Raw genomic sequence first — 21,917 nt, 5'->3', positions numbered from 1 at the left:
AGGCCACTATCGACGCGCAGGAAGCGTGTCGGCATGACGAATAGCTGAGGGGTACCTCGCTGGCGCCAGCGTTCCGGGGGCGATGGACATTGCAATCACCCTTGAGACGCATCACCGCAATGCCGCGCGCACGGTCCGCAGCGAGGTGGCAAACAGGTCGACGGCGCGCTTGCCATCGTTGTCCTCGATGGTCTTGTCGGCACCCCTGGCAAGCACGAGTGCGTAGTTGGGCGCGCTCTCATCATTGCTTTCCTGTTCGGCGGCGTAGTGCAGCAAGGTGCGGCCCCGGGCGTCGCGTGCGTTGATGTCGATCCCCAGGCTCAGCAGAAAATCCAGGAACGCCACTTCCTGCGGGAAGGTGTGGCGCGGTAGCCAGTGACGGGAGGTGAGGTTATGCAGCAGGGTCTGCCGGCCTGGCTGCAGGGCCAGCGGGTCCAGCCCCTTGCTCATGATCAGGCGGACCAGGTCGGGCTGGAAGCAATAGGCCAGCGACGAACGTCCATCGGCCGAGTTACGGGAGGCATCTGCGCCCAGCTCTAGCAGTGCAGTGATCGGGCTGTCGCCTTCCAGCGTGCAGCCGAGCAGCGCCGATTGCAGTGGGGTGTAATGCAGCGAGTCGTCGGGGTCCTGCGCGATGGACCATGCGTTGATGTCGGCGCCGCCGGCGACCAGCAGACGTACCTTCTCGCCAGTGGTTGCGGTGTGCAGCGCGGTACTGCCGTGGATATTGCGTGCATTGGGATCGGCGCCGTGTGCCAGCAGCACGCGTGCGGTGGCCGCGCCGCACCAGCTGAGCATGGTGTTGCCGTTGTCCCAGGGCGCGTCGGGGTCGGCGCCGGCGTCGAGCAGCGCCTCCAGCATGTCCAGATACTCCTGCAAGCTGATGTGGTTGCGTAGCCTGCCATCGACTTCCTTCAACGCCTCTTCGCTGGCCTGTTGCAAGGCGTGTTTTGCAGCCAGGTAGCGCTCGCGCGTTTCGGCATCCTTGGCGCTTGCGATCATTGCATCCAGCGTATCCACGCTGCCGATACTGAAGTTGTCGATCAGCTGCTGCCGGTATTGCTCGCGCGTCATCGCGGCGATCGGCCCGCGGGTGACCACCAGATCGTGCAGTGGCCAGTAGCGCTGATGCTGCCAGCCATTGACGCGCGCGCCGTGGTCGATCAGCCAGCGTACCGTGGCCAATGTGCTGTACTTGACCGCCGTGTTCAGTGGCAGCAGCCGGGTGTTGAGCGTTGCGCCTGCCTTGAGCAGGCGCTCGATCATGGCTGTGTTGTCGTGCCGGGTGGCGTAGTTGATGGCGGTGGAGAACTCCTGATCGGAGGCCGTGTGTTCCATCAGCCAGTCGCTGTCCGGCGTGCAGTCGGGCACGGCACCAGCCAGCAATGCCGCGGCAACGTCGTCGAGCGCGTTGGCACGCGCTGCGTCCAGGAGTGCGCGGTCGGCGATGCTGCGTTCCACGATGGGCAGTGGCGGTGTGTCCGGGCCGTGCTGCGCCGGGTCGCGTTGCAGCCAGGCCAGCCATGTCTTGGCGCCGTCGCTGCTTGCGTCGAGATAGAAGCGGTCTTCCTCCCGGCGTTTGCCAAAGCGCATCCACGAGGCCCACTCGGTGCCTGCCAGCCCCAGCGCCGAGATCTGGTCGATGAACGTGAAGAAGTCCGGCGCCAGTGCCAGGCCGTGCAGCATTTCCAGTTCGTGCGAGAAATAGCGCACCGGCTGCCGGGTCGGATCGGGATGGCCGGTGTCGATGGTCAGCCAGTCGCCGTTGATGAGGTTGTAGAAGGCGAACTGGTTTTCCCACATCTCCGGCCGGTTCGGCGCTTCGGACAGGTCGCGCGAGGCCAGATCCCGTTTCCACTCCAGGAAAATGGGCAGGGCCATCGTGTCGATATGCGTCAGGCTCCACACCGCATCGCGGTTGACGCTCATCGATGGCATGTCCTGCTGTTCCATTGCGTGCAGGTGCGAGGGGATATGCCAGCCGAAGGTCACATCCGCCGACAACTCGCGCAGGACGCGGCGCAGTTGAGTGGGGACGGACAGGCGATGGCGCTCTTCGAGCGCGAGCAGCTGGCGCTCGGTCGCTGGCGGGGCGATCAGCAACGGCGTCACCTGCCAGTGGCGCTTGCGGGCGATGGCTTCCATCCAGCGCCATTGCGCCTGCCAGTGCGTCCAGCGTGTCTGCATGGTGGTGTCCTGTGTGGTGCAGGCGCCGAGCATGCCCGCCGTGGCCAGGGTCATGAGGCCTGCTTCGAGAAACTGGCGACGGGTGAGCTTGCTCAGGGGCGGCTCCTTGCGAAAGGCAGCGTAGTGAGGCTGCTGGCGCTGGTCAGGATAATGGCTGGGGCGACAAGAGTCTGCCAGCGGGCGATGCATGGCTGCCGCGCGGGAGGAGGCTTGTGGGTGTCTGCACCGCTGATCGTGCAGTATGTTGCCTGCAGACGGTAACCCTGACCGGGCTGCGATCGCAGACTGTCTGCACGCCGGCATGAGACGTCCCTTCGTGCTGGATCCCAACCGCCCAATGAGCAAGCAGATGCAGGCGACATCTCCCACGGAAGACAGGTTCACCCCGGCTACGCGGCTTTATGCACTGCTGGCGCGCGAGGCCAGGACCGGGGTCATCTTTCGTCGTGGGCCCAGCAAGCAGGTGCAGTTGATTGCCTGGGACCTGCGCACCGATACCTTCGCGCATGGGCAATGGTTCAAGGGGCGCATCTACGAGCGGCGTTGCGATCTGTCGCCGTCGGGTCGGTTGCTGGTGTATTTCGCGGCCAAGCACAAGGGCGACTTCGGCACCTGGACAGCGCTGTCGCGGCCGCCGTTCTTCACCGCGCTGGCGTTGTGGCCCAAGGGCGATACCTGGGGCGGTGGCGGCCTGTTCGAGAGCGAGCGCACGCTGCTGTTGAATCACCGCCCACAGGACGGCCGCGAGCCGTTTCCGCTGCCTACCGGGTTTGTGGTGCCGCACGAGATGACGGTGCAGCCATTCGGGCAATGGTCTGGCGGTGGCGAGGATGCGCCCATCGACGATGCGCTACGGCGTCGCGATGGGTGGCGGGAGCGCGATGCCGGCGAAGGCGAGAGCGGTGGGCTGCGCAGCGGCGTGCTCTATCGCTTTGTGCGCCCACGTGTGTGGGAAAAGAAAAGCGAGGGCGGGTACGTGTTGCAGTCGTTATTGCAGGCAGTGGGGCGCCGGAACGATGCGTGGTATGCGCTGGACCATCGCGTACTGGATGGCCAGGGTAATGTGCTGGCAGCGCTACCCGGCACCGACTGGGCCGATTGGGATGGTGGCGATCTGGTATTCGCGCGTGCTGGCTGTCTGTATCGATTGTGCAAGAGCGCCATTGCGCGCTATCCACAAGACGGCGAGCAGGGAGTGCGGCTGTTGCACGATTTCAACAGCGCACGCTTTGCGCCGCTGGCGCCCACACCCGCTGCACGACGCTACTGAGCACCGCACGCGCAGCGTGGGACGGCATTCGATGGCATCTTCCGAACCTGCGGGGAACTCCCGCCAAGCCATCGGTGCGTGAACGTTTGCGTAAGGGGCACTCGTTGAATCGGGCCTGTGGAGCAGCTCTCACCACTTGGCAAGACAGCAGAGATCAGTGGCATGCCCCCGTGCTGCGTACGCGTGCGGTTCATGCGCAGCATGATCACGCCGACACGAGTCCCAATACCGGTAACGATCCGATGCTGCCGCAGCGCACCGTGGCGAGGGTATCAGCTACCCTCCTGCGCGCGCAGATGACCGAGCAGCAGTGGGTGCAGCACCGCAGGCATCGGCATGCTGCGCGCCCCCTGTTCCCATTGCTGCAGAAACGGTGCCAGTGCCAGGCGATGCCAGGCGCTTGGTCGCGGGCGTGCATCCAGCCGTGCGCGCAACTGTTGCACCAGAGCGTCTGCACGCGCAGTTTCGCCAGCTTCCAGATGAAAGAAGACGAAGGCGAGCAGCAGGCTGTCGGGGCTGGCGAACAGCACTGTGGGCGGCACCGCGCCGGTGTCATCGCCTGCTTCCAGCACCTGTAGCCAGGCGTCGGCAGGGCGTTCGAACCAGGGGCCGGCAAGCTGCGCGGCAATGCGACCGAAATAGCTTGCGTCCAGCGCGGGGAGCGCAGCTGCCAGGCGATCCAGGCCAGCCTCGAGCGTGGCATCGCTGCTTGCCGGATTCACCACCCAGCCGCCGTAGTTGCCGATATCCGCACTGCGCAGGAGGTCTTCGCCGAGAAAGGGGGCTGCACCATCGACGACATGCAGATCGTGCAAGTGAGTGGTGGGCACACGCTGCTGCCAGGCCAGCAGGCGTGCATGCTGCATGCCCACCTGGAGCATCAGCTCGCCCAGGGAGGCGTCGTAGCTGGCCCACAGATGCTGACGGCTGCCGTCGAGATCGCGGATCCAGTGCCATTGCAGGGGCGCCGCGACAGCGACGGGCGACCAGCCTGCGGCGCGCAGCGATGTGCCCAGGTGTCGATCGATCAGCTGTGGCAGGACCTCGTAGACACGTGCCTGCTGGCGCTGTGCCTTGGCGCGCGCGGCCCGCAGCGCCGCCGGCGTGCGTTTTGGCTGCAGGAAGAAGCGCAGGCCGACAGCGCGCTCGATGTCGTCCGCGGTGCCGCTGTCGTCCAGGCGCGGCAGGGCCAGATCCTCGGGTGCATTGCGGCGGCGCTTGAGCCCCTGGCGCGCGGCCAGCGCACGGATGCTTTGCAGCGCATCGGAAGCGAGCAGGCCGTCCAGCGTGGCGGCGATGCCGTCGTTGGCATCGAAGGTTTCGTCCAGCCAGCCGTTCACCAGCAGGCCATAGCCATCGACGAAGAGCGCGCCGTCGCCCGCCTGGTCGGCAAGCGTCAGCACCTCGCAGAACAGATCGGCCAGCGGCACGTCTGTGGCCGGTTCGGACAGGTGGTAGACCACGCGGGTGTCGCCTTCCCATTCCAGATAGGCGGGGCCGTGCGCATGATGGAGCCAGCCCGGGGCGTCGGCGGCCAGTGCCTCGGCGCGCAATGCCGTGTTGTCCATGTCGTCGGCGAGGCTGCGCACCAGCACGCCATGGCGCAGCAGGACGGTGTGCATGCGCAGCCAGGTCACGCCGGTGTCGTAGCGCGCCTGCAGGCGCAGCAGAGCATGCATGAGCGCTGCCTTGCGCGAGTTCTTCACTGCGCTGGCATCGACCAGATGGATGCAGCGTTCGATCAGTTCCTCGATGGCGTGTTGCGACACGGCCGCGTCCTCTGCGTCGGTGGTGGGGATCCTGGCGCAAGGATGCCAGCAACCCGCCGTGCGGGTGTCAGCGGGATGTGTAGGATGCGTCCGGTGGTCGGTGCAGGCCTGTGGAAGCCAATCCTATCGTGTGACACGCGGTGCGCATTGGATGGCGCTGGTGGCGCGGGACGCCGATGCGCATGGACAGGGAGGCGGGCGTTGCTGTGCCGATACGAAGACCGATCACGCGGCATGTGGCGTTGTCGCCGGCCGGGTGACGTTGTCGTGAGGTTGGCGTCGGGCAAGGGGATGTGCGTGGCTGGAACGCGCGCGTGGGCGGGCGTGGATCACGCAACGGCGACGCGCTCGCCTCGATCATGGCAGCCATGAGTACCGGAAGCACCATCACTGCACGCACGATCACGGCCGTGCCCAGCGATGTCGATCGCAAGATCCGCAAGGTGGTCGTGGACCTGTCTGCCCACCCGGATCCGCGCTGGCAGGCCTGTTTCCATTTCGTGCTGCAGGGCCGCGACGGGTTGTTCCTGCAGGCCCGGCCGCTCTTCGACGGCGCCGCCTTGGAAGGCGTGATTGCGGCCGACCAGGTGGACGCGTTCTGGAACGCGTTGCCGGAGGTCATTGCCACAGCCGACGCGCTTGCCCGCGCGCAAGCGAACAAGGATGCCGGGCGTGCGCGCTGAGACGCGGCGTGCGTATTGAGCCACGCCTGCGCGGCAGGCGGCACGTAAGACAGACAACGTGCAGGACAGCCTACGGCAGCTGCAGGCCGGGCTGACCCGCGTCCACCGTCGAGGCGAGCACGCCGCGGATCCACAGGTGCAGGGCATCGTGATCGTTGCGCCGGTGCCAGAGCGCGCTGGTCGCCACGCTGGTGGTCGCGTAAGGCAACGGTGACACCTGCAGCTGGGCGTCCTGGGCCAATGCCTGGGCCAGGGATTGCGGCACGATGGCGATCATGTCGCTGCCGGGCAGCAGCGCGGGAATGGCCAGCGCGTGCGGCATCGCGACGCACAGCCGCGGCCGTGCGCCGATACCGGCTAGCGCGGCTTCCAAGGCATGCCGGTCGAACATTTCCGAATGCCGGGCCAGCCCGCGTTCCAGGAGGAAGCCGTCCACCGCACCCTCTTCGCGCCCGCCGACCGACACCACCGCCAACGGGTAGGTGGCCAGGTCCTTCAGCGTGGGCCGACGACCCGCGGCAGGATGCGCCTTGTGCAGCAGCAGCGCCTCGCCCTGTGCGACCAGGTGCGTCAGCGTCATGCGCTCGGGCACCTGGGCGAAGATGCCGATCGCCAGGTCGATGCGTCCCAGGTCGATCTGCTCGGCCAGATCCAGCCGCGTGGACGGCAGGATGGCGACGTCCAGGTTCGGCGCTGCCTGCCGCAATGTGCGCAGCAGGGGCGCCATGATCGTGGCGGTGAGGTAGTCGTTGGCCGCGAACACGAAGCGACGTGTGGTGGTGGCCGGATCGAAGCGTTCGGCTCCCAGCACCGCCTCCACCCGGCGCATGCAGTCGCGCAGCTCCGCGGCAACGGCCGTGGCGCGTGCGGTGGGCAGCATCCCCTTGCCGGTCCGTACGAACAGGTCGTCGCCCATCACCATACGCAGGCGCGATAGCGCATGGCTCACCGCCGATTGGCTCAGATGGAGACGGCGGCCGGCGGCGACGAGGTTGCGATCCTCGTAGATCGCGTCGAAGACCTTCAGCAGATTGAGGTCCACCTGGCCGATGGGCACGCGCGTCACCTACCGCAAAATGAATTTGCTGCATCTTAAACCTGAAAACAAGCCAGTTCCCTGTCTCCTGCCGAACACCCATGATCCGTTGCGTCAGACACAGCAGGCACATGTACGCCGATACCCGGCGTTCTGCCCTGGCTCTGCGCAGGCCACCGCCGTGCAGGCCGGAACACGAGTTTCCGATGCGGATCGGATCGATGAGGACCCCATGCAAGACCATCGCGAGGCACTTATCCAGCGCAGCATCGAGTTGTTGGATGCCATCAAGGAGCGCACGGCCGGTACGCAGGTCGAGCGCTGGTTGAACCGCACCTATGGCCCGGACTCGGCGCTGTTCCAGGCCCTGGCCGAGCTGGTGACGCACGGCGTACGTGCCGGTTGGGCAGCCAACGAGGAACTCGACGGTGCGGTCTATCGGCGCAGCCGGATCGCCGCGCCCTCAGAGCGCACGCACTACTTCAGCATCACCGCGGTCTATATGGACAGCGGCAGCGCACAGAACACGCCGGACCACACGTATCGCGGGCAGTACCACACCCATACCTACGGCGAATTCAACATGGTGGTTCCGCTGGATCCGGGGGCGGCGTTGATGGGCCCCGACGGCTGGTGCGAGGCCGGATGGACGGCGCCCGCGCCAGGCTCGCACCATTACCCGGAGGCCAGGGGCGGGCGGGTCATCGCATTGTTCTACCTGCCTGCCGGGCGCATCGTTTACGGGCCGCCACCGGACGAAGAAGCAGAAGCGCCATGAGCGCCGGATGCAGGAGTTACCCACCCAAGGGGCGCGCTGCCGGCACCCGGGCTGCGGCTGCACGCGCGGCGATGCCGGCCGGGACGGCCCTCAAGGCCGCCTGGTGTGCTGAGGCCACCAGTGCCGACCTGCGCGTGCGGCCGGCTATGCCGCTGCGTTACCGCGCCACTGCGCCGGCCCTCACCAATCCGTCGGCGCGTAGTCCTTCAGGAACTGGCCCCACACGTGCTGCCCGGTATTGAAGCCGTGGATGATGGGGTCGACGATGCGCGCGGCGCCGTCGACGATGTCCAGCGGCGGGTGGAAGCGCTCTTGCTGCACCTTGAGCGCGGCGATGTCGGCCGGATCTTCGTCGGTCACCCAGCCGGTGTCCACGCTGTTCATGTGGATGCCGTCGTTCTGGTAATCGGCCGCCGAGGTGCGCGTCATCATGTTCAACGCGGCCTTGGCCATGTTGGTATGCGGGTGCCGGGTGGTCTTGAAGTTGCGGTAGAACTGGCCTTCCATCGCCGAGACGTTGACGATGTGCTTGTCGCGTTCGGGCGTGCGCAGCATCAGCGGCTTCAGGCGCGCATTGATGATGAACGGTGCAACGGCGTTGACCAGCTGCGTCTCCAGCAATTCCACCGAGGGCACCTCGTGCATCAGCAGACGCCAGGAGTTGCGCCCGCGCAGATCCACCTGCTGCAGGTCCTGGTCGAGCCGGCCGTCGGGGAACAAGTGCTCTTGCCCCACCAGCTCATCGTCGAGCAAGGCAATCTGCGACAGCTCGGCGGCGCGGGTGAGGCCATCGGCATCGGCAAGGCCGCGGCCGTGTACCGCCGGCAGCGCGGTGGCCGAGGCGTCGCGCAGCAGCTCGGGCGTGCGCAGGCCCTCGTAATGCCCAACGAGTCGTTGCACGGTTTCCGGCAGCTCGTGCAGTGCGGCGGTTTCGTTGGCCATCATGTGCGCATAGAACTGCGGCGGGCGGCGCACGGTCTGGCAGGCGTTGTTGATGATGAAGTCCAGCCGCTGCCGCGTCGCCAGCAGCTGGCTGCAGAACGCCTCCACGCTGGGCGTATGGCGCAGGTCCAGACCGAACACCTGCAGGCGGTGGCCCCACTGCGCAAAGTCCGGCTCTTCTGCATAGCGGGCGGCCGAATCGCGCGGAAAGCGCGTGGTGACGATGAGCTCGGCACCGGCGCGCAACAGTTTCAGGCCGGCCTGGTAGCCGATCTTGACCCGCCCGCCGGTCAGCAAGGCCACGCGTCCGCGCAGGTCGGCGGTTTCGGTGCGCTTGAAGAAATTGAGCTCGGCGCAGGCCGGGCACATCTGGTCGTAGAAATGATGCAGCTGGGTGAATTTCTGCTTGCACACGTAGCAGTGCCGAAGCTCCGGCGAATGCATCGGTTCGGCTGCGGCGCCGGCGTTCTCGCCGTTGTGCGCGTCGTGCAGGCCGGCCGCATGCGGCGGAAAGTAATTGGGCGTGCTGAACACCGGTTTGCGCCGCAGGGCACGGATGCCGCGCTGTTCGAGCAGGGCTTCGGCCTTGCGCACCTTCTCCTGATGGCGTTCGCGCTCACGTTGCTTGAGCAGCTGACGGCGCGCCTTGGGCTCGGGGTGGTAGACCCGTGCCACCACCTGGTGCAGGCGCACGCGGTCGGCCTCGGGCAGGGTATCGAGCACGCTGCGGTCGGCGTCGATGGCCTCCAGCAGATCCAGTGCGGCGCGCAGGCGGTCGGTGAGCGGCAGGTCGTCGGCGGGCGAGGGTGGGGCGGTGGTGTTCAAGACAGATCCGGGAAGAAGCGGTACGGGCCGTAGCAGCGACGGCGGGCAGCCGGGAAAGCGCGAAGGCGACAGGTGAGGACGGCAGTGCTGCCGGCTGGCGGCCAGCGATCAGGCCGTCGCAGGGACATTTTCGCCGATTGTGGGGTGGTGGCGCCAATCGAGCGGCCGGACAGCGCACCAGGCAGCCCGAGAGGCGACGCCCTGCGCCGGTTCGGAGCAACCGCCTGCGCGCGCTTCCGGGTGCAGCGCCCACCTGTGGCAGGTGTGCAGCGAACAGGCCGGCTGGGCAAGGCAAGGGCAACTGCCGGCAGGGCATGGGGCGGACGTCATGCCACTGGCGCGACGGCTCGCCGCCTGGCTATTGTTCGCCGCTATCGGAAGGGCAAGGGTGCCTGCCGAACTGGGGGAAATCGATGAAGACGTATGGGCTGGCGCTTGGGCTGGCGGGTGTGCTGTGTGCGTGTACGGTGGTATCGCCCGACCCGGGCCAGAAGGCGGTATTGGTGGACAAGCCGTTGCTGCTCGGCAAGGGCGGCATCTGGCTGGACGATGTGCGTGAGCCAGGCAGGACTTAGAGCGGCTAACAAAACGTAGCGAGCGGTCGTCAGGTGGGTGCGGACGGCGCGGAGGAACCGCAGTGTACGGGTGGTACATGAGGATTCCGAGCACCGACCGCGCCCGCCTGGCGGCCGCGCAGTCGTTTTGCTAGCTGCTCTTATACGTGGCTGACCACCTCGGCCACGTATGTGGACGTGACACCACAGACCGTGCAGGTGGCCTTCGACGATTTTTCGTCCAGCGACAACATCCTGTTGGATTTCTCAACGCAGATTCAATATCGCATCACTGCGCCGGCGCCGTTGCTGTCCGGATTCGCACCGGATTGGTTCAAGAACAATGTCGCCAGCCAGGACGCGTCCATCGTGCGCGATCAGGTCAAGCGGTACGACATGACCAGGATGATGAGCGATCCGGAGACGGCCAGTAAGATCGACGATGCAGTGACGCAGAATGTGCGTGCGCTGGTCAAGCAACAGCGGCTGCCGATCGAGATCCAGAACATCACACTCGGCCGCGCGCGGCCAAATCCGGATGTGTTGCAGCAGATGAACCTGACCGCCGCCCAGCAGCAGCGGGTCAAGACCCTGGTCGAAGCCACCACCGCCGAGCGGCAGCGCGAGCAGGAGCAGGTCGCCAAGGCCGATGCCGACAACGCCTATCGCAACCGCATGGGGCTGACGCCGGAACAGTATCTGGCCAGCCAGATCGCCGAGCTCAATGCCGAGGCCTGCAAGAAGGCGCAGGCCTGCTACATGGTGCCGTCCGGCACCTCTGTGATTGCCAGGTAGCATGCCCATGAGGGACGGGCGCGCATGGCCTGTCCCGGCGCATGCATTGCCTGCTGCAGGCTGCATCCGCGCCGAGCAGCGTGGCGACTCACGCGCTCTCCCGACCGGCTGGGCTACGGTGAGCGTCTGTTGATGCGCATGGGAAAGCAGCATGGGCCTGCTGGTCGAAGGCAAGTGGCAAGACCGTTGGTACGATACCGACAAGAGCGATGGGCGCTTCGAACGCTCGCAATCGCAGTTTCGTCACTGGGTGACGCCCGACGGCGCCCCGGGCCCGCATGGCGAAGGTGGATTCCAGGCGGAGGCAGGGCGCTACCACCTGTATGTTTCGCTGGCCTGCCCGTGGGCGCATCGCACGCTGATCTTCCGTCAGCTGAAAGGGCTGGAGTCGTTGATCGATGTGTCGGTGGTGAACTGGCTGATGGGCAAACACGGCTGGACGTTCGACGTGGGCCCGGGTGTGGTGCAAGACCCGGTCAATCACGCGCGTCGTCTGTACGAGGTGTACCTCAAGGCCGACCCGCAGTATTCCGGTCGGGTGACGGTGCCCGTGCTGTGGGACCGCGAGCGCAGGACGGTGGTGAGCAACGAGTCGGCCGATATCATCCGCATGTTCAACAGCGCGTTCGATGCGGTGGGCGCGTGCGAAGGCGATAATTATCCGGAGCGGCTGCGCACGCAGATCGATGCAGTCAATGCGCGCGTCTACGACACCGTCAACAATGGCGTCTACAAGGCGGGATTTGCTACCACCCAACAGGCCTACGAAGACGCGGTGGTGCCACTGTTCGCGTCGCTGGACTGGCTGGAGGCGCGCCTGGACCAGCAACGCTACCTGTGCGGCGACAGCGTGACCGAAGCCGACTGGCGGCTGTTCACCACGCTGGTGCGCTTCGATGCGGTGTACGTGGGGCACTTCAAGTGCAATGTGCGGCGCATTGCCGATTACCCCAACCTATCGGGATTCCTGCGCGAGCTCTACCAGATGCCAGGGATTGCGCAGACCGTCGATTTCCGCCACATCAAGGGGCATTACTACCAAAGCCACACCACGATCAACCCCACTGGCATCGTGCCGATCGGGCCAGCGCTGGACCTGGACGCGCCACATGGACGTGGCAGACCTAACGACGGCTGATCCGGCATCGTCGTGCCGCCTTATCGCCGGTCAACTGCCAACGGTGCGCCGGCGCGTCCCCGGTTCGATCATTCCTCGGCGGCGCTGCGCACGATCAGCGCTGCCGCGCCCACCGAAATGGCGTCTTCCACTGCCCCCGTGCTGGTCTGGCCGTACCGTTCAATGGCGCGCATGCGCAGATTGAAGGTGAGATAGGCGGCACCGACCGCAGCGGTGGCGCCCAGCACGGCAGCCAGGCCGCGCTGGTGGCGGGGCGCAAGCGCGGCGCCGGCAATCATGCCGGTGGCAACGCGCGCGATCATGCCCGGCAGCACGATACGGTCGGGCGCGGTCTTCATCTTGTCGCCGGCGATCTCGCCGCTGGCCAAGGCGAGCATGCCGGCCGATGCCAGCGGATTGGCGAGCAGACGCGGGGCACCGTTGTCGCGCGGAAGCTTGCCGCTACGCGCGGCGTTGGTGACCGCGGCCAGTGGCGTCATCGAGCGCATGCCGGCCACCGCGCCCATCAGGATGGAATGAATCAAAGCCATAGACACCTCTGCGCGTACCACGGCCGCAGGCGGGATGCGCTGCGTGCCGGCACGATCTACCGATACCGGCAGCCTAGGCGGTGGCATGTGTGGGCCTTGGCAAGATGCGCTGCACGCAGCGTGTGGAGACCGCAGTGCCCGGCACTGGGGACGCGCCGCCAGGTGACTGGCGGCGCGTCGCATGGCGCAGACGCTGCGCTGCCATTGTCGAGACCGTCGTGCATTACGGCTGCGGCGACAACGACAAAGCAGCTCCAGACAAGCTACCCAGCGAAGCCTGGGACGATCCCCAATCTCCAATCTCCAATCCCCAATCCCCAATCAGCGCACTGCGAACCCGCCCGACCGCCATGCCTTCCAGACCACCGCCAGGCCCACCGCAAGACAGACCAATGCCGCAGGCAGCGATGCCTCCGGGCCGAACACACCGCCGGTCAGCATGTCGGCCATGGCGGTGTTTGGCGTGCTGCGGGCGATGGCCTGGTCTGGTGCAATACCCGAGACGGCAGCGCCGAACAGATAGCCCTGGGTGAAGTTCCAGGCGATGTGCACACCGATCGACACCCACAGGCGGCCGGTGAGCGCATAGAACGCGCCCAGCATGACACCGGCCTCCAGGGCGATGCAGATCGCGGCCACGACCGTGGCGTTCGGGTTGCCCAAATGGCTGAGCCCGAATACGGCAGAGGACACCGCAAACGCCGTCCACGGGCCGAAGGCGCGCCACAACAGACGCAGGATTGCCGCGCGCATCATCAGCTCTTCAACGACGCCGGCCTGCAGGGCCTTGCGCAGCGGCGTCCATGCCGATGCCGGGCCGATCAGCTGGATATCGTAGAGACCGAACAACGCCATGATGCCCATGACGGCGGAAAACATCGCCGCACCGGCCAACAGGCCGATTCCCAGCTGCGGCAGCATGGGGCGCAACGCGATTTCGGACGGCGTGCGGCGTTCGGCCAGGCGAACGGCCAGCGCGTAGATGCCCAGCGCCAGCAACGCGCCCAGCACGCTGACGACAAATTGCACCGGCTCGTCGCTCTTCGGCCAAAGGCCGCCGAAAAACCGGCTAAACACGCCGGTGGGAATGGCGACCAGGAAGAACAACACGATCGCCCAGCTGCATGCGCGCAGCCAGCGCAGGCGGCCGGGAGCCAGGATGCCCTGCCCGCCCAGGGCAATGGCGTGGGGCGTGTGCGTGGCGGTCACTTCGATACGCGTCGTGGATTGCGTCACTGCATGCATGTGCGACTCCTTGTGGATACACCGGTCATTGGTCGGAACTGCGGGGGACGACATCAGTGGCTGCGGCGATGCGGGTTGCGAACGGGCGCCGCTGCAATGCGGCGATGGCTTCGGCCAGGACGGCCGACAGCGGCATGGAGAGCTCGGCATCGAGCTGTGCCGCCGCCGCATTGGTCGCCGCCCACTGCTGCTCCAGGGCGGGAACCAGGCGACGGGTCCTGGCAGTGAGGACGACGATGCGTTCGCGCGCATCGGCACCTGGCTTGAGCACGACCAGACGCTGCTTGGCCATTTGCGCGACGGTCTGGCTGGCGGCGGAGTGGGTAATGCCGATCTGCAGTGCCAACACCTTGATGGATGCCGGGCCAAGCCGCATCAGCACGCGCAACACCGGTGTGTAGCGCGGCCGCCAGGGCAGCCCCGAGGCCGCGTAGACCGCTTCCAGATCGCCGTCCAGCAGTTCGATCAGGTGCCGGACCAGGGTGCCTAATGTGGGGGTGCGCGTGCTCATGGGGCAAATGTATAAGCGCTGTTGTATCTACGCCATGTGCCGGAAGTCGGGGGGGGCAGTGCGCGAGCCGGTGGCGGCTTGGCGCCAGCGGGGATCGGATGGACGGCAACGGACCGCGCCATGGCAGCCAGTTGGCTGCGCGCGCCGATGCGCTGAACGGGTCCAGCGCCACCGCCCGTGCATCGGTCACCCTGTCGTCGTGCGGGTCAAAGCGTGGCTGCTTATGCCCGCTCACAGCGCAGTGCCAACCGCGCGGCGATGCAAGGCCGCCGCGGCCGGCGTGTGCCCGCACTCACGCGGGCACAGCAGCCAGCGAGCAAATGCGCTTGGCGATTACAGGATGCCCTTGGCCTTGGCGTCCTTGAGCCATTGCGGGAACTCTTCCATCAGCAGGTCGTAGAGCCGTTCCTCGGGCACCTGATCCAGGCGATCTAGGGCGAAGAAATTGCAGTTGTCCACGACACGCCCGCCCATGTCGTCCAGCTTCTCCAGGATGCCGTAGCCGCGGCCGCCCAGTCCGACGAATTGCCAGAAGATCGGCAGCTTTGCCGCTTCGATCATCAGCTTGGTGATTTCGCGATCCTGGTGCACGCCGCCGTCGCTGATAAAGAGGATGTAGACCGGCGTCCGGTCGCCGCTCTTCTTGTAGTAGTCGATGACCATGCGCATGGCCTTGGGTTCGTCGTTGATCCGCATGCCCACCGGCCACTTCTTCCAGCCGCCGGCATCGCGTTCGACAAAGCCCGAGAAGTTCTGCAACGACACCGCAGACAACTGCGTCGGCGAGGCCCCGAATGCCCAGCAGTCCAGCGCGCCATCGTCGTCGAAGTGCACGGCAAGCGGGATCAGCCGATTGATCACCTCCTGGACATGGCCGCGGCTGTATTGCGAATTCATCGACCCGGAAGCATCCAGCACCAGCCCGACGCGCGCCTTGACGTGCAGCAGCTGCGCCTTCTCCAGGCTGACCTGCGCCTTCTTGGCCAGGTTCACCAATTGCGGCGCGGCACTGGCCACACGTTTTTCCAGCGAGACTTTCGTATCGGGCACGGCAGCAGGTGGCGGTGGAGGCGGCGATGGGGCGTCGGTGACTTCACCGCCGAAGTGGACCACCAGGGCATCCAGGCCGGCGTTGAAGCCCTGCAGGTTGGCGACGATGCGCCACTGGCCTTTGCTGCGGTAGATATCGGCCACCATGATGGCCTTTTCGGCAGCGAAGCTCGCGCCGGAGAATGCGCAACGCGCTACTTCGGTGCCGCCGCTGGTGAGCGCGAAATAGCTGTCCTGGATATCGCGCATTTCGCCGGCGCCATCGATGGACGCGGTGAACACCAGGCGGTCGATTGTTGCCGGCAGGCTCGCCAGGTTCAGCGTGAAGGTATCGGCCGGCCCCTGCCGCACGCTTGCGCACGGGCTGCCTGGCTGGTTGAAGAACACCATGTAGCGGTCGTCGGACAGCTTGCCGGCGGCATCCACGCCAAAGCACACGTAATCGACGGTGCGCTGCGTGCCGATCTTGATGGACAGGGTGAACTCACGCTCCTGGATCAGGCTGGAAAGCGGGACGCGTTGGCCTTGCGACAGTTGCATCTCAACTCCTTTGAGGACGATCGGTGCGTGAGCGTACAAGGTTGCCGTGCGCGCAGCCACACACGCGGCGCGTCTGCGAACCTGCCGCGCGCGCAGGCTGGCACGGGCTTCCACCGCACGCCGCAACCGGCGATCACGTTCCCGGGAAGACGGCGACGCGCACCAGCGCCGGCGCACGCGCCATATCGTTCGGATTGGTGCCGGGTACATCCTGCGGAACCGCCATGCCGCGGCTGCGATAGAACTCGGTCCAGTACGGCGAGATGGTGCCGGTTTGCAGGTTCCTGAAGTTCATCGGCTGCAGGGCGAAGACGTGGTGAGCGCGGAACGCACGTTCGATGAAGTCCGAGCAGTAGTAGCTGTCCTCGTTCGGAACATAGGTGTCGTTATACGGCTTGCCCAACATGCCGCGCGCCTGGGCGATGGCGTCGGCAATGGCAGGCCGATGCGCGGGCGTGAGCCGGTACACCACGATCTGCCGATACTTGGCAACCGCTTCCTCGACGAACTCACGCAACGGCTGTTGTCGCGAGCCCTTCTGGTCGGCATGCAGCACCACCTGCGTACGCCCGTCGTGTGCGAGCAGTGCAACGTGATCGAAGCTGGGAGCGCCCTGCCGGGCGGTGGCATCGTCGATGGCGCCGCTCAGACCGGTGCGTGCTGCCGTGACGAACAGCAGGTCGCCATCCTGGACACGCAGGGCATGTGCCGATGCCGGCAGGAGTACGACGAAGGCAAGGAGCAGCAAGGCAATACGCACGGCGAGAACCCGAGCAGACAGCAGGACCTGCATTATCGCCGGGATATGCGTCAGGTACGTCACCCTCGTGGGCAGCCGCTGCAGGATGCGGCCGCTGCGTGCATCCGAAGCCCGCTGCGCGGCGCGCGGCATCGGCGCTAGACTGCGCATGCCAGCGGGCGTCGCCGCCGCCAACGTGTCGCGGCAATCTTTTTCCGTCTGGAGGTGTGCATGCGTGCGTCGTTCTCTGCGTTGTTGCCGATGGGCCGGCTGTTTGCGGTCGCTGCGTTGATCGAGGGCATCACCTGGGCCGGGCTGTTGCTCGGCATGTTTCTCAAGTACGGCACGCAGACCACCGAGGCGGTGGTATGGCTGTTCGGTCGCGCCCACGGGGCGGCGTTCGTGTTCTACGTGGTGGTCAGCGTGCTCGCCGCGCTGCGGCTGCGCTGGCCATGGTGGGCGTGGGCATTGAGTCTGCTGGCGGCGCTGCCGCCCTTAGTGACGGTGCCGCTGGAAATGTGGTTCCGGCGGATCGGCTTGCTGGGCCGGCGGAGCGCTGCCGCGCGCTGACCGATCGCGTTGATGGGGGAGGCATGCAGCGCCGCGTGCAGCGGTGGTGCAGCCTATTACAGGTGCGGGCGTTGCCGCGGGCGGCGTGTCGTTGCGCGCCTGCGCCGGCTGGTCGGTCCGACGCCGCCTGCCGAAGGGCATGGACGCCGCGTCTGGCGTTTGCCACCATGGCGGCCTCAAGCATGATCGCAGGTGGGGCGATATGCGGTGTTGGAAGATGGGTGTGGTGTGTGTGCTTGCCTTGGCCGCGGCGATGCCGGGACAGGCGCAGGAAGCGGTGGACCTGGCGCCGTACCTCAAGCGGGATCGGTTCGAACGCATCAAGATTTCACCGTCGGGCGCCTATTTTGCGCTGACCATGCCGCTGGAGGATCGCACCGTGCTGGGCATCGTGCTGCGGCAGGATAAGGTTGCCACCGCCAAGGTCACCGGTGGCACCAACAGCGTGGTGGACGATTTCTGGTGGGCCAGCGATGAGCGCATGGTGGTGTCGATGGCGCAGCGGCTGGGCTCGCGCGACGAGCCGGTGGCGATCGGCCAGCTGCACGCCATCGATGCCGATGGCAAGAACAGCCGGCTGCTGGCCAGCCCCTACGGCACCAATCCCGACATCAACGGTGCGCAGCAGCTGAAGATGAAGCTGGATCCGGCCACCTTCGTGCTGGACACCTTGCGCGAGGACCCGCGCAACATCCTGGTGTCCACGGTGCCATTCGTGGGCGACCCCAGCATCCGCATCGACAAGCTGGATGTCCAGACCGGCCGGCGCAGCACCGTGGCCACCTCGCCGGTGCGGCGCGCGCAGTTTGCGACCGACCAGCAGGGCCGGATCCGCTTTGCCCGCGGGTTGGATGTCAGCAACGCCAGCAAGCTGTATTACCGCGACAACGATGATGCGCCGTGGCGGCTGATCCACGACGCCGCCAGCAGCAAGAATCGCGAGTTTCCACTGGGCTTTTCTGCCGATGGAACGTTGGCCTACCTGCAGGTGGAGCAGGCTGTCGGCCCGGATGTGCTGGTGTCCTGGGATCCGGCAACCGGCAAGAGCACGCCGTTGCTGCGCGACGAAACCGTGGATCCGTACCGCATCCTGTTCGATCTGGACGGCAGCACGCCGATCGGCGCGTCCTACATGAGCGACCGGGTGCGCAACCGGTTCTTCGACGAGACGTTGCCCACGGCCAAGTTGTATCGCAGCCTGGAGAAGGCCTTCAACGGCGATGCGATCTACATCACCTCGGCCACCAGCGACCGTCGCCTTGCAATGGTCTATGTGTGGAGCGACCGCAACAACGGCGACTACTACCTGTTCGACACGGTGAGCAAGAAGGCTGACCGCGTGTTCGGCAGCCGCGAGTGGTTTGCGCTCGATGCGGTTCCGCCGAGCAGGCAGGTGAGCTTCAAGGCGCGCGATGGGCTGGTATTGCACGGCTACCTGACCCAGCCCTTGCACGCCGATCCCGGCAAGCCGTTGCCGTTGATCGTGATGCCGCATGGCGGGCCGTTCGGGATCTTCGACAAGTGGCAGTTCGACGACGATACCCAGTTGCTGGCGGCTGCCGGTTATGCGGTGCTGCGCGTCAACTATCGCGGGTCGGCCAACTATGGGTACGCGTTTACCCAGGCCGGTGCCAGGGAGTGGGGCGGGCGCATGCAGGACGATGTCACCGATGCCACGCGCTGGGCCATCGCCGAAGGCATTGCCGATGCCTCGCGCATCTGCATCTATGGCGCCAGTTATGGCGGTTACGCGGCGCTGATGGGCGTGGCCAAGGAGCCTGCGCTGTACCGCTGCGCAGCCGGCTACGTCGGTGTGTACGACCTGGAGATGATGTCGCGCGATACCGGTCGTCACGCACGCTGGGCCAAGAACTGGACGGTGGATTGGCTGGGCGCGCGCGACACCCTGGCGGCACGCTCGCCGGTGACGTTGGCGCGGCAGATCAAGGCGCCGGTGTTCCTGGCGGCCGGTGGCAAGGACGAACGTGCGCCGATCGAGCACACCAAGGCGATGGAGCGTGCGCTCAAGGGCGCCGGCGTGCCGGTGGAAGCGCTGTACTTCCCCAACGAAGGCCATGGCTTCTACACCGAGGCGCATCGGCGCGAGTACTACACGCGCCTGCTGGCGTTCTTGAGCAAGCAGCTGGGTGGTGGGACTGCGAAATAAGGCAGTCGCCCCATCAGGTGTTGCCTGATGGGGCGCACGATCCAGAGCGCCTGCGGTGGCGGTGCATGCACTTCCGCATCAACGACGCGAGCGCGGCAGCGTCGATGGTCGACGATGCCGCTTCCCGCGTCGCTCACTTCTCCGGCATCGGCTTCATCTGGTATTGCGCCGGCGGGGTGGCGCCGAGCAGGTGTTGCACGAAGTAGTCCCAGCGGCGGCGGGCGACATAGGGTGTGAGATCGCCGTAGCTGTGCTTGGCGTTGGGCAGCATCAGCATGTCGAAGTCCTTGTTGGCCTTGATCAGCGCATCGGCCACCAGCAAGGTCAGGTACGGCGGCACGTTGTCGTCCAGCGTGCCGTGCACCAGCATCAGCTTGCCCTTGAGCTTGCTGGCATGCGTGGCGTTGGCCTGGTCGTCGTAGTTGGAGGTGCCGTCTTTGTTGACGATGTGCTCGCCGTGATACTTCTCGGCCCAGTCGTCCTCGTAGCCGCGGTTGTCGTGGTTGCCGCTTTCCGACCAGGCCACCTTGAACAGATCGGGATACCGCAGCATCGCGGCGGTGGAGGCATTGCCGCCGCCTGAGTGGCCCCAGATGCCGACGCGGCTGGTGTCGAACCACGGGTAACGCTGACCGAGTTGCTTCACCGCCGCGACCTGGTCGGGCAAGGTGTTGTCGCCCATGTTGGCGTACCAGGTGTCGTGGAAGGTCTTGGAGCGCCAAGGCGTGCCCATGCCGTCGATGGCGATGACGATGAAGCCCAGTTCGGCCAGCGACTGGTTGTCGCCATGGCCGGCGAGGAAGCTGCGCCCGCGCATCGAGCCGGTCTGTGGGCCGGGGTAGACGTAGTCGATGACCGGGTACTTGCGTGCTGGGTCGAAGTTGCTCGGCTTGAACATCAGCCCGTACAGCGGGGTCTTGCCATCGCGTGCGGTGACGGTGATCGGCACGGGCGGTACCCAGCCGGCCGCCTCGAGGCGGCTGATGTCGGCCGTCGCAATCGTGCTGACGGTGCGTCCATCGGCGGCCTCGCGCAGCACGCTCACCGGCGGCGTGACCGAGGTGGAATAGGTATCGACGAAGCGCTTGCCATCGGGCGATAGCGCGATGCTGTGGTCGGCGACCTCGGGCGTGAGCAGCACCGGCTCGCCGCCGTCCAGGCTCACCTTCCACAGCTGCTGGTAATACGGATCCACGCCCGGCAGCTTGCCCACGCCGACGAACCACGCCGTGCGGCTCACCGGGTCCACGCGCAGCAGTTCGGTGACATTGCCTTGGCCGGTGGTGATGGCGCGCTTGGGTTTACCGGTGGCCAGGTCGTACAGATACAGCTGGCCCCAGTCGCTGCGCTCGGAGAACCACACCGCCTCGTTGCTGCCGGGCAGGTAGGCCCAGTTGGCCGCCACCTGGCCGCTTTCGTAGTAGGTCTTGGCGGTTTCGTCGAAGGCGGTGCGCACGGCGCCGGTCTGGGCATCGGCAATGTGCAACCAGACCTGGTTGTGGAAGCGCGAGGTCGAGGCGAACGCCAGGGTCTTGCTGTCTGGCGCCCACTTCACATCGTCCCACAGGCCCGTCGAGCAGCTCACGTCGTCGCACAGCGTGGAGCGGTGCTGGTCGGCGGGCATCTTCAGCCGCACCACGCGGGCGCTGGGCACGTCGACGATGACGCGCTCGATCATGGTCACGTCCTTGTCGCCAGCCATTGGATATTTCCACGACTGCAGTTCCGGATGCCCGAGCTTGGTGCTGACCAGGTACATGTCGCCGGTCTTGCGCTGGTCCTGCTGGAAGGTGGCGATCTTGCGCGAGTCCGGCGACCACGCAACGATGGCGTTGTCGCTGTGCTGCCAGCCGGCGTTGTCGGTGGCGTAGCCGAAGTTTTTCACGCCGTCGCGGGTGAGCTGGGTCTCCTTGCCGGTCGCCAGCTCGCGTACCCACAGGTTCCAGTTGCGAATGAACGCTTCGCTGCGCTTGTCCGGCGACAGCACGCCCGGTTCGGGCTTGTCCTTCGCATACAGCTTGCTGCACCTTGCACGCGCATCGCAGAGCACCGCCGTGTCGCGCACGCTGAAACGGTAGCGGCCATCGGCGCTGAGGCTGACCTTGGGCGCCAGGGTGGCGGCCTTGAGCGGCTTGTCGCCGGTCTTGAGCAAGGCGTTGAGCGAGGCGGCCAGTGCGGCGGGTTTGAACAGCGGTGCGGTCTTGCCGGTGGCGGTGTCCAGCTGCAACAGCCGGTCGCCCTTGGCATCGTGGTCGACGTAGACCACGTGGGTGGCATCCAGCCAGCTGACGCGCGTGGGGGCATGGTCGACCAGGGGCTGGGCGGCGTAGTAGATCAGGCGTTCGGCACGCGCGTAGTCGGCCTCGGTCACGCTGGGGGCCTGCGCGTTGGCTGCGACAGGCAGCAGGGCGATCGACAGGGTGGCGAGCAGGCGGCGAAGCGGCAACGGGGTGGGCATGTGGACCTCATCGAAAGGACACCCGCCGGCAACGGCGGCGCAACCTCGCATGCTACGTGCGCGCGCGCGGCACGCGACCCTGCCAAAGGTCGTGCCTTGTCGCGCAACAAAGGTGTCGGACGTGGCGCGG

General features: G+C 66.3%; 16 protein-coding genes, 1 other RNA gene and 2 pseudogenes. 8 read left to right on the top strand and 11 right to left on the bottom strand.

All coding sequences use genetic code 11. The annotated features are described in order from the left end of the window. Positions 1–111: 111 nt before the first annotated feature. Complete coding sequence (locus tag XcodCFBP4690_RS02460; RefSeq protein WP_167394442.1) at positions 112–2,241, bottom strand: ankyrin repeat domain-containing protein; 2,130 nt, start codon at positions 2,239–2,241, stop codon at positions 112–114. A gap of 247 nt (positions 2,242–2,488) precedes the next feature. Between XcodCFBP4690_RS02460 and XcodCFBP4690_RS02455 the strand changes: the two genes are divergently transcribed. Further along, on the top strand, positions 2,489–3,457 hold the full coding sequence (locus XcodCFBP4690_RS02455) for a hypothetical protein (RefSeq protein ID WP_244183558.1): 969 nt from the start codon (positions 2,489–2,491) through the stop codon (positions 3,455–3,457). A 272-nt stretch (positions 3,458–3,729) separates the two neighbouring features. Here the strand turns inward: XcodCFBP4690_RS02455 and XcodCFBP4690_RS02450 are convergent, their stop codons facing one another. Beyond that, positions 3,730–5,226: a hypothetical protein gene (locus XcodCFBP4690_RS02450; RefSeq protein WP_104539465.1), complete on the bottom strand. Its 1,497-nt coding sequence runs from the start codon at positions 5,224–5,226 to the stop codon at positions 3,730–3,732. A gap of 368 nt (positions 5,227–5,594) precedes the next feature. On the opposite strand from XcodCFBP4690_RS02450, the gene XcodCFBP4690_RS02445 reads away from it, so the two are divergent. Next, positions 5,595–5,909 carry a hypothetical protein gene (locus tag XcodCFBP4690_RS02445; protein WP_104539498.1) on the top strand — a complete coding sequence of 105 codons (315 nt, stop codon included), beginning with the start codon at positions 5,595–5,597 and terminating at the stop codon, positions 5,907–5,909. A gap of 70 nt (positions 5,910–5,979) precedes the next feature. On the opposite strand, the gene XcodCFBP4690_RS02440 is transcribed toward XcodCFBP4690_RS02445, so the two are convergent. Continuing rightward, the gene (locus XcodCFBP4690_RS02440; protein WP_167394441.1) at positions 5,980–6,966 is read right to left on the bottom strand and encodes a LysR family transcriptional regulator; all 987 of its coding nucleotides are present in this window, start codon (positions 6,964–6,966) and stop codon (positions 5,980–5,982) included. Between XcodCFBP4690_RS02440 and XcodCFBP4690_RS02435 the strand changes: the two genes are divergently transcribed. Continuing rightward, entirely contained in the window at positions 6,959–7,723 is a 765-nt protein-coding gene (locus XcodCFBP4690_RS02435) for a 4-hydroxylaminobenzoate lyase (RefSeq protein ID WP_208622670.1), read from the top strand. The genes XcodCFBP4690_RS02440 and XcodCFBP4690_RS02435 overlap by 8 nt on opposite strands. 180 nt (positions 7,724–7,903) lie before the next feature. Here the strand turns inward: XcodCFBP4690_RS02435 and XcodCFBP4690_RS02430 are convergent, their stop codons facing one another. Further along, complete coding sequence (locus tag XcodCFBP4690_RS02430; protein ID WP_104539463.1) at positions 7,904–9,490, bottom strand: SDR family NAD(P)-dependent oxidoreductase; 1,587 nt, start codon at positions 9,488–9,490, stop codon at positions 7,904–7,906. 413 nt (positions 9,491–9,903) lie between these two features. Here XcodCFBP4690_RS02430 and XcodCFBP4690_RS22310 point away from each other — a divergent pair. Beyond that, a pseudogene (locus XcodCFBP4690_RS22310) lies at positions 9,904–10,062 on the top strand (SPFH domain-containing protein); the annotation flags it as partial. A gap of 6 nt (positions 10,063–10,068) precedes the next feature. Here XcodCFBP4690_RS22310 and XcodCFBP4690_RS02425 read toward each other — a convergent pair. After that, positions 10,069–10,144, bottom strand: a non-coding RNA gene (locus XcodCFBP4690_RS02425) — sX9 sRNA. 62 nt (positions 10,145–10,206) lie between these two features. Here XcodCFBP4690_RS02425 and XcodCFBP4690_RS02420 point away from each other — a divergent pair. Both XcodCFBP4690_RS02420 and XcodCFBP4690_RS02415 read left to right on the top strand, forming a co-directional pair. After that, positions 10,207–10,839, top strand: a pseudogene (locus tag XcodCFBP4690_RS02420) (SPFH domain-containing protein); the annotation flags it as partial. A gap of 151 nt (positions 10,840–10,990) precedes the next feature. Then, positions 10,991–11,977, top strand: a complete 987-nt coding sequence (locus XcodCFBP4690_RS02415) for a glutathione S-transferase family protein (protein ID WP_104539462.1) — start codon at positions 10,991–10,993, stop codon at positions 11,975–11,977. A gap of 68 nt (positions 11,978–12,045) precedes the next feature. Here the strand turns inward: XcodCFBP4690_RS02415 and XcodCFBP4690_RS02410 are convergent, their stop codons facing one another. The 5 genes from XcodCFBP4690_RS02410 to XcodCFBP4690_RS02390 all read right to left on the bottom strand — a co-directional run bounded on the left by XcodCFBP4690_RS02410 (position 12,046) and on the right by XcodCFBP4690_RS02390 (position 16,646). Beyond that, positions 12,046–12,507, bottom strand: coding sequence for a membrane protein (locus tag XcodCFBP4690_RS02410; protein WP_029218863.1), 462 nt, complete (start codon positions 12,505–12,507; stop codon positions 12,046–12,048). A 321-nt stretch (positions 12,508–12,828) separates the two neighbouring features. Beyond that, entirely contained in the window at positions 12,829–13,752 is a 924-nt protein-coding gene (locus XcodCFBP4690_RS02405; protein WP_104539461.1) for a CPBP family intramembrane glutamic endopeptidase, read from the bottom strand. Between the two features lie 25 nt (positions 13,753–13,777). Further along, a complete protein-coding gene (locus XcodCFBP4690_RS02400) occupies positions 13,778–14,263 on the bottom strand; it encodes a MarR family winged helix-turn-helix transcriptional regulator (protein WP_104539460.1) in 486 nt (161 codons plus the stop codon). Between the two features lie 333 nt (positions 14,264–14,596). Then, a complete protein-coding gene (locus XcodCFBP4690_RS02395) occupies positions 14,597–15,853 on the bottom strand; it encodes a VWA domain-containing protein (protein WP_104539459.1) in 1,257 nt (418 codons plus the stop codon). Positions 15,854–15,986: 133 nt separating this feature from the next. Further along, on the bottom strand, positions 15,987–16,646 hold the full coding sequence (locus XcodCFBP4690_RS02390) for a YiiX/YebB-like N1pC/P60 family cysteine hydrolase (RefSeq protein ID WP_104539496.1): 660 nt from the start codon (positions 16,644–16,646) through the stop codon (positions 15,987–15,989). 177 nt (positions 16,647–16,823) lie between these two features. Here XcodCFBP4690_RS02390 and XcodCFBP4690_RS02385 point away from each other — a divergent pair, with 177 nt between their 5' ends. Together XcodCFBP4690_RS02385 and XcodCFBP4690_RS02380 are read left to right on the top strand one after the other, a co-directional pair. Continuing rightward, positions 16,824–17,162 carry a DUF3817 domain-containing protein gene (locus XcodCFBP4690_RS02385; RefSeq protein ID WP_167394440.1) on the top strand — a complete coding sequence of 113 codons (339 nt, stop codon included), beginning with the start codon at positions 16,824–16,826 and terminating at the stop codon, positions 17,160–17,162. Between the two features lie 217 nt (positions 17,163–17,379). Continuing rightward, positions 17,380–19,329: an alpha/beta hydrolase family protein gene (locus tag XcodCFBP4690_RS02380; RefSeq protein ID WP_104539458.1), complete on the top strand. Its 1,950-nt coding sequence runs from the start codon at positions 17,380–17,382 to the stop codon at positions 19,327–19,329. Between the two features lie 133 nt (positions 19,330–19,462). On the opposite strand, the gene XcodCFBP4690_RS02375 is transcribed toward XcodCFBP4690_RS02380, so the two are convergent. Continuing rightward, on the bottom strand, positions 19,463–21,787 hold the full coding sequence (locus XcodCFBP4690_RS02375) for a S9 family peptidase (RefSeq protein ID WP_167394439.1): 2,325 nt from the start codon (positions 21,785–21,787) through the stop codon (positions 19,463–19,465). Positions 21,788–21,917 lie beyond the last annotated feature (130 nt).

It is taken from the genome of Xanthomonas codiaei, assembly GCF_002939785.1.
Taxonomy (GTDB): domain Bacteria; phylum Pseudomonadota; class Gammaproteobacteria; order Xanthomonadales; family Xanthomonadaceae; genus Xanthomonas; species Xanthomonas codiaei.
Note: the sequence above shows the minus strand (reverse complement) of the source record. Positions and strands in the feature narration are given on the sequence as shown.

Coding starts and splice junctions, on each gene's coding strand:
- XcodCFBP4690_RS02395 (WP_104539459.1), bottom strand. CDS start 15,853: ATGCAACTGTCGCAAGGCCAACGCGTCCCGCTTTCCAGCCTGATCCAG.
- XcodCFBP4690_RS02460 (WP_167394442.1), bottom strand. CDS start 2,241: ATGACCCTGGCCACGGCGGGCATGCTCGGCGCCTGCACCACACAGGAC.
- XcodCFBP4690_RS02400 (WP_104539460.1), bottom strand. CDS start 14,263: ATGAGCACGCGCACCCCCACATTAGGCACCCTGGTCCGGCACCTGATC.
- XcodCFBP4690_RS02410 (WP_029218863.1), bottom strand. CDS start 12,507: ATGGCTTTGATTCATTCCATCCTGATGGGCGCGGTGGCCGGCATGCGC.
- XcodCFBP4690_RS02445 (WP_104539498.1), top strand. CDS start 5,595: ATGAGTACCGGAAGCACCATCACTGCACGCACGATCACGGCCGTGCCC.
- XcodCFBP4690_RS02375 (WP_167394439.1), bottom strand. CDS start 21,787: ATGCCCACCCCGTTGCCGCTTCGCCGCCTGCTCGCCACCCTGTCGATC.
- XcodCFBP4690_RS02415 (WP_104539462.1), top strand. CDS start 10,991: ATGGGCCTGCTGGTCGAAGGCAAGTGGCAAGACCGTTGGTACGATACC.
- XcodCFBP4690_RS02455 (WP_244183558.1), top strand. CDS start 2,489: ATGAGACGTCCCTTCGTGCTGGATCCCAACCGCCCAATGAGCAAGCAG.
- XcodCFBP4690_RS02405 (WP_104539461.1), bottom strand. CDS start 13,752: ATGCATGCAGTGACGCAATCCACGACGCGTATCGAAGTGACCGCCACG.
- XcodCFBP4690_RS02385 (WP_167394440.1), top strand. CDS start 16,824: ATGCGTGCGTCGTTCTCTGCGTTGTTGCCGATGGGCCGGCTGTTTGCG.
- XcodCFBP4690_RS02435 (WP_208622670.1), top strand. CDS start 6,959: ATGGGCACGCGCGTCACCTACCGCAAAATGAATTTGCTGCATCTTAAA.
- XcodCFBP4690_RS02390 (WP_104539496.1), bottom strand. CDS start 16,646: ATGCAGGTCCTGCTGTCTGCTCGGGTTCTCGCCGTGCGTATTGCCTTG.
- XcodCFBP4690_RS02380 (WP_104539458.1), top strand. CDS start 17,380: ATGGGTGTGGTGTGTGTGCTTGCCTTGGCCGCGGCGATGCCGGGACAG.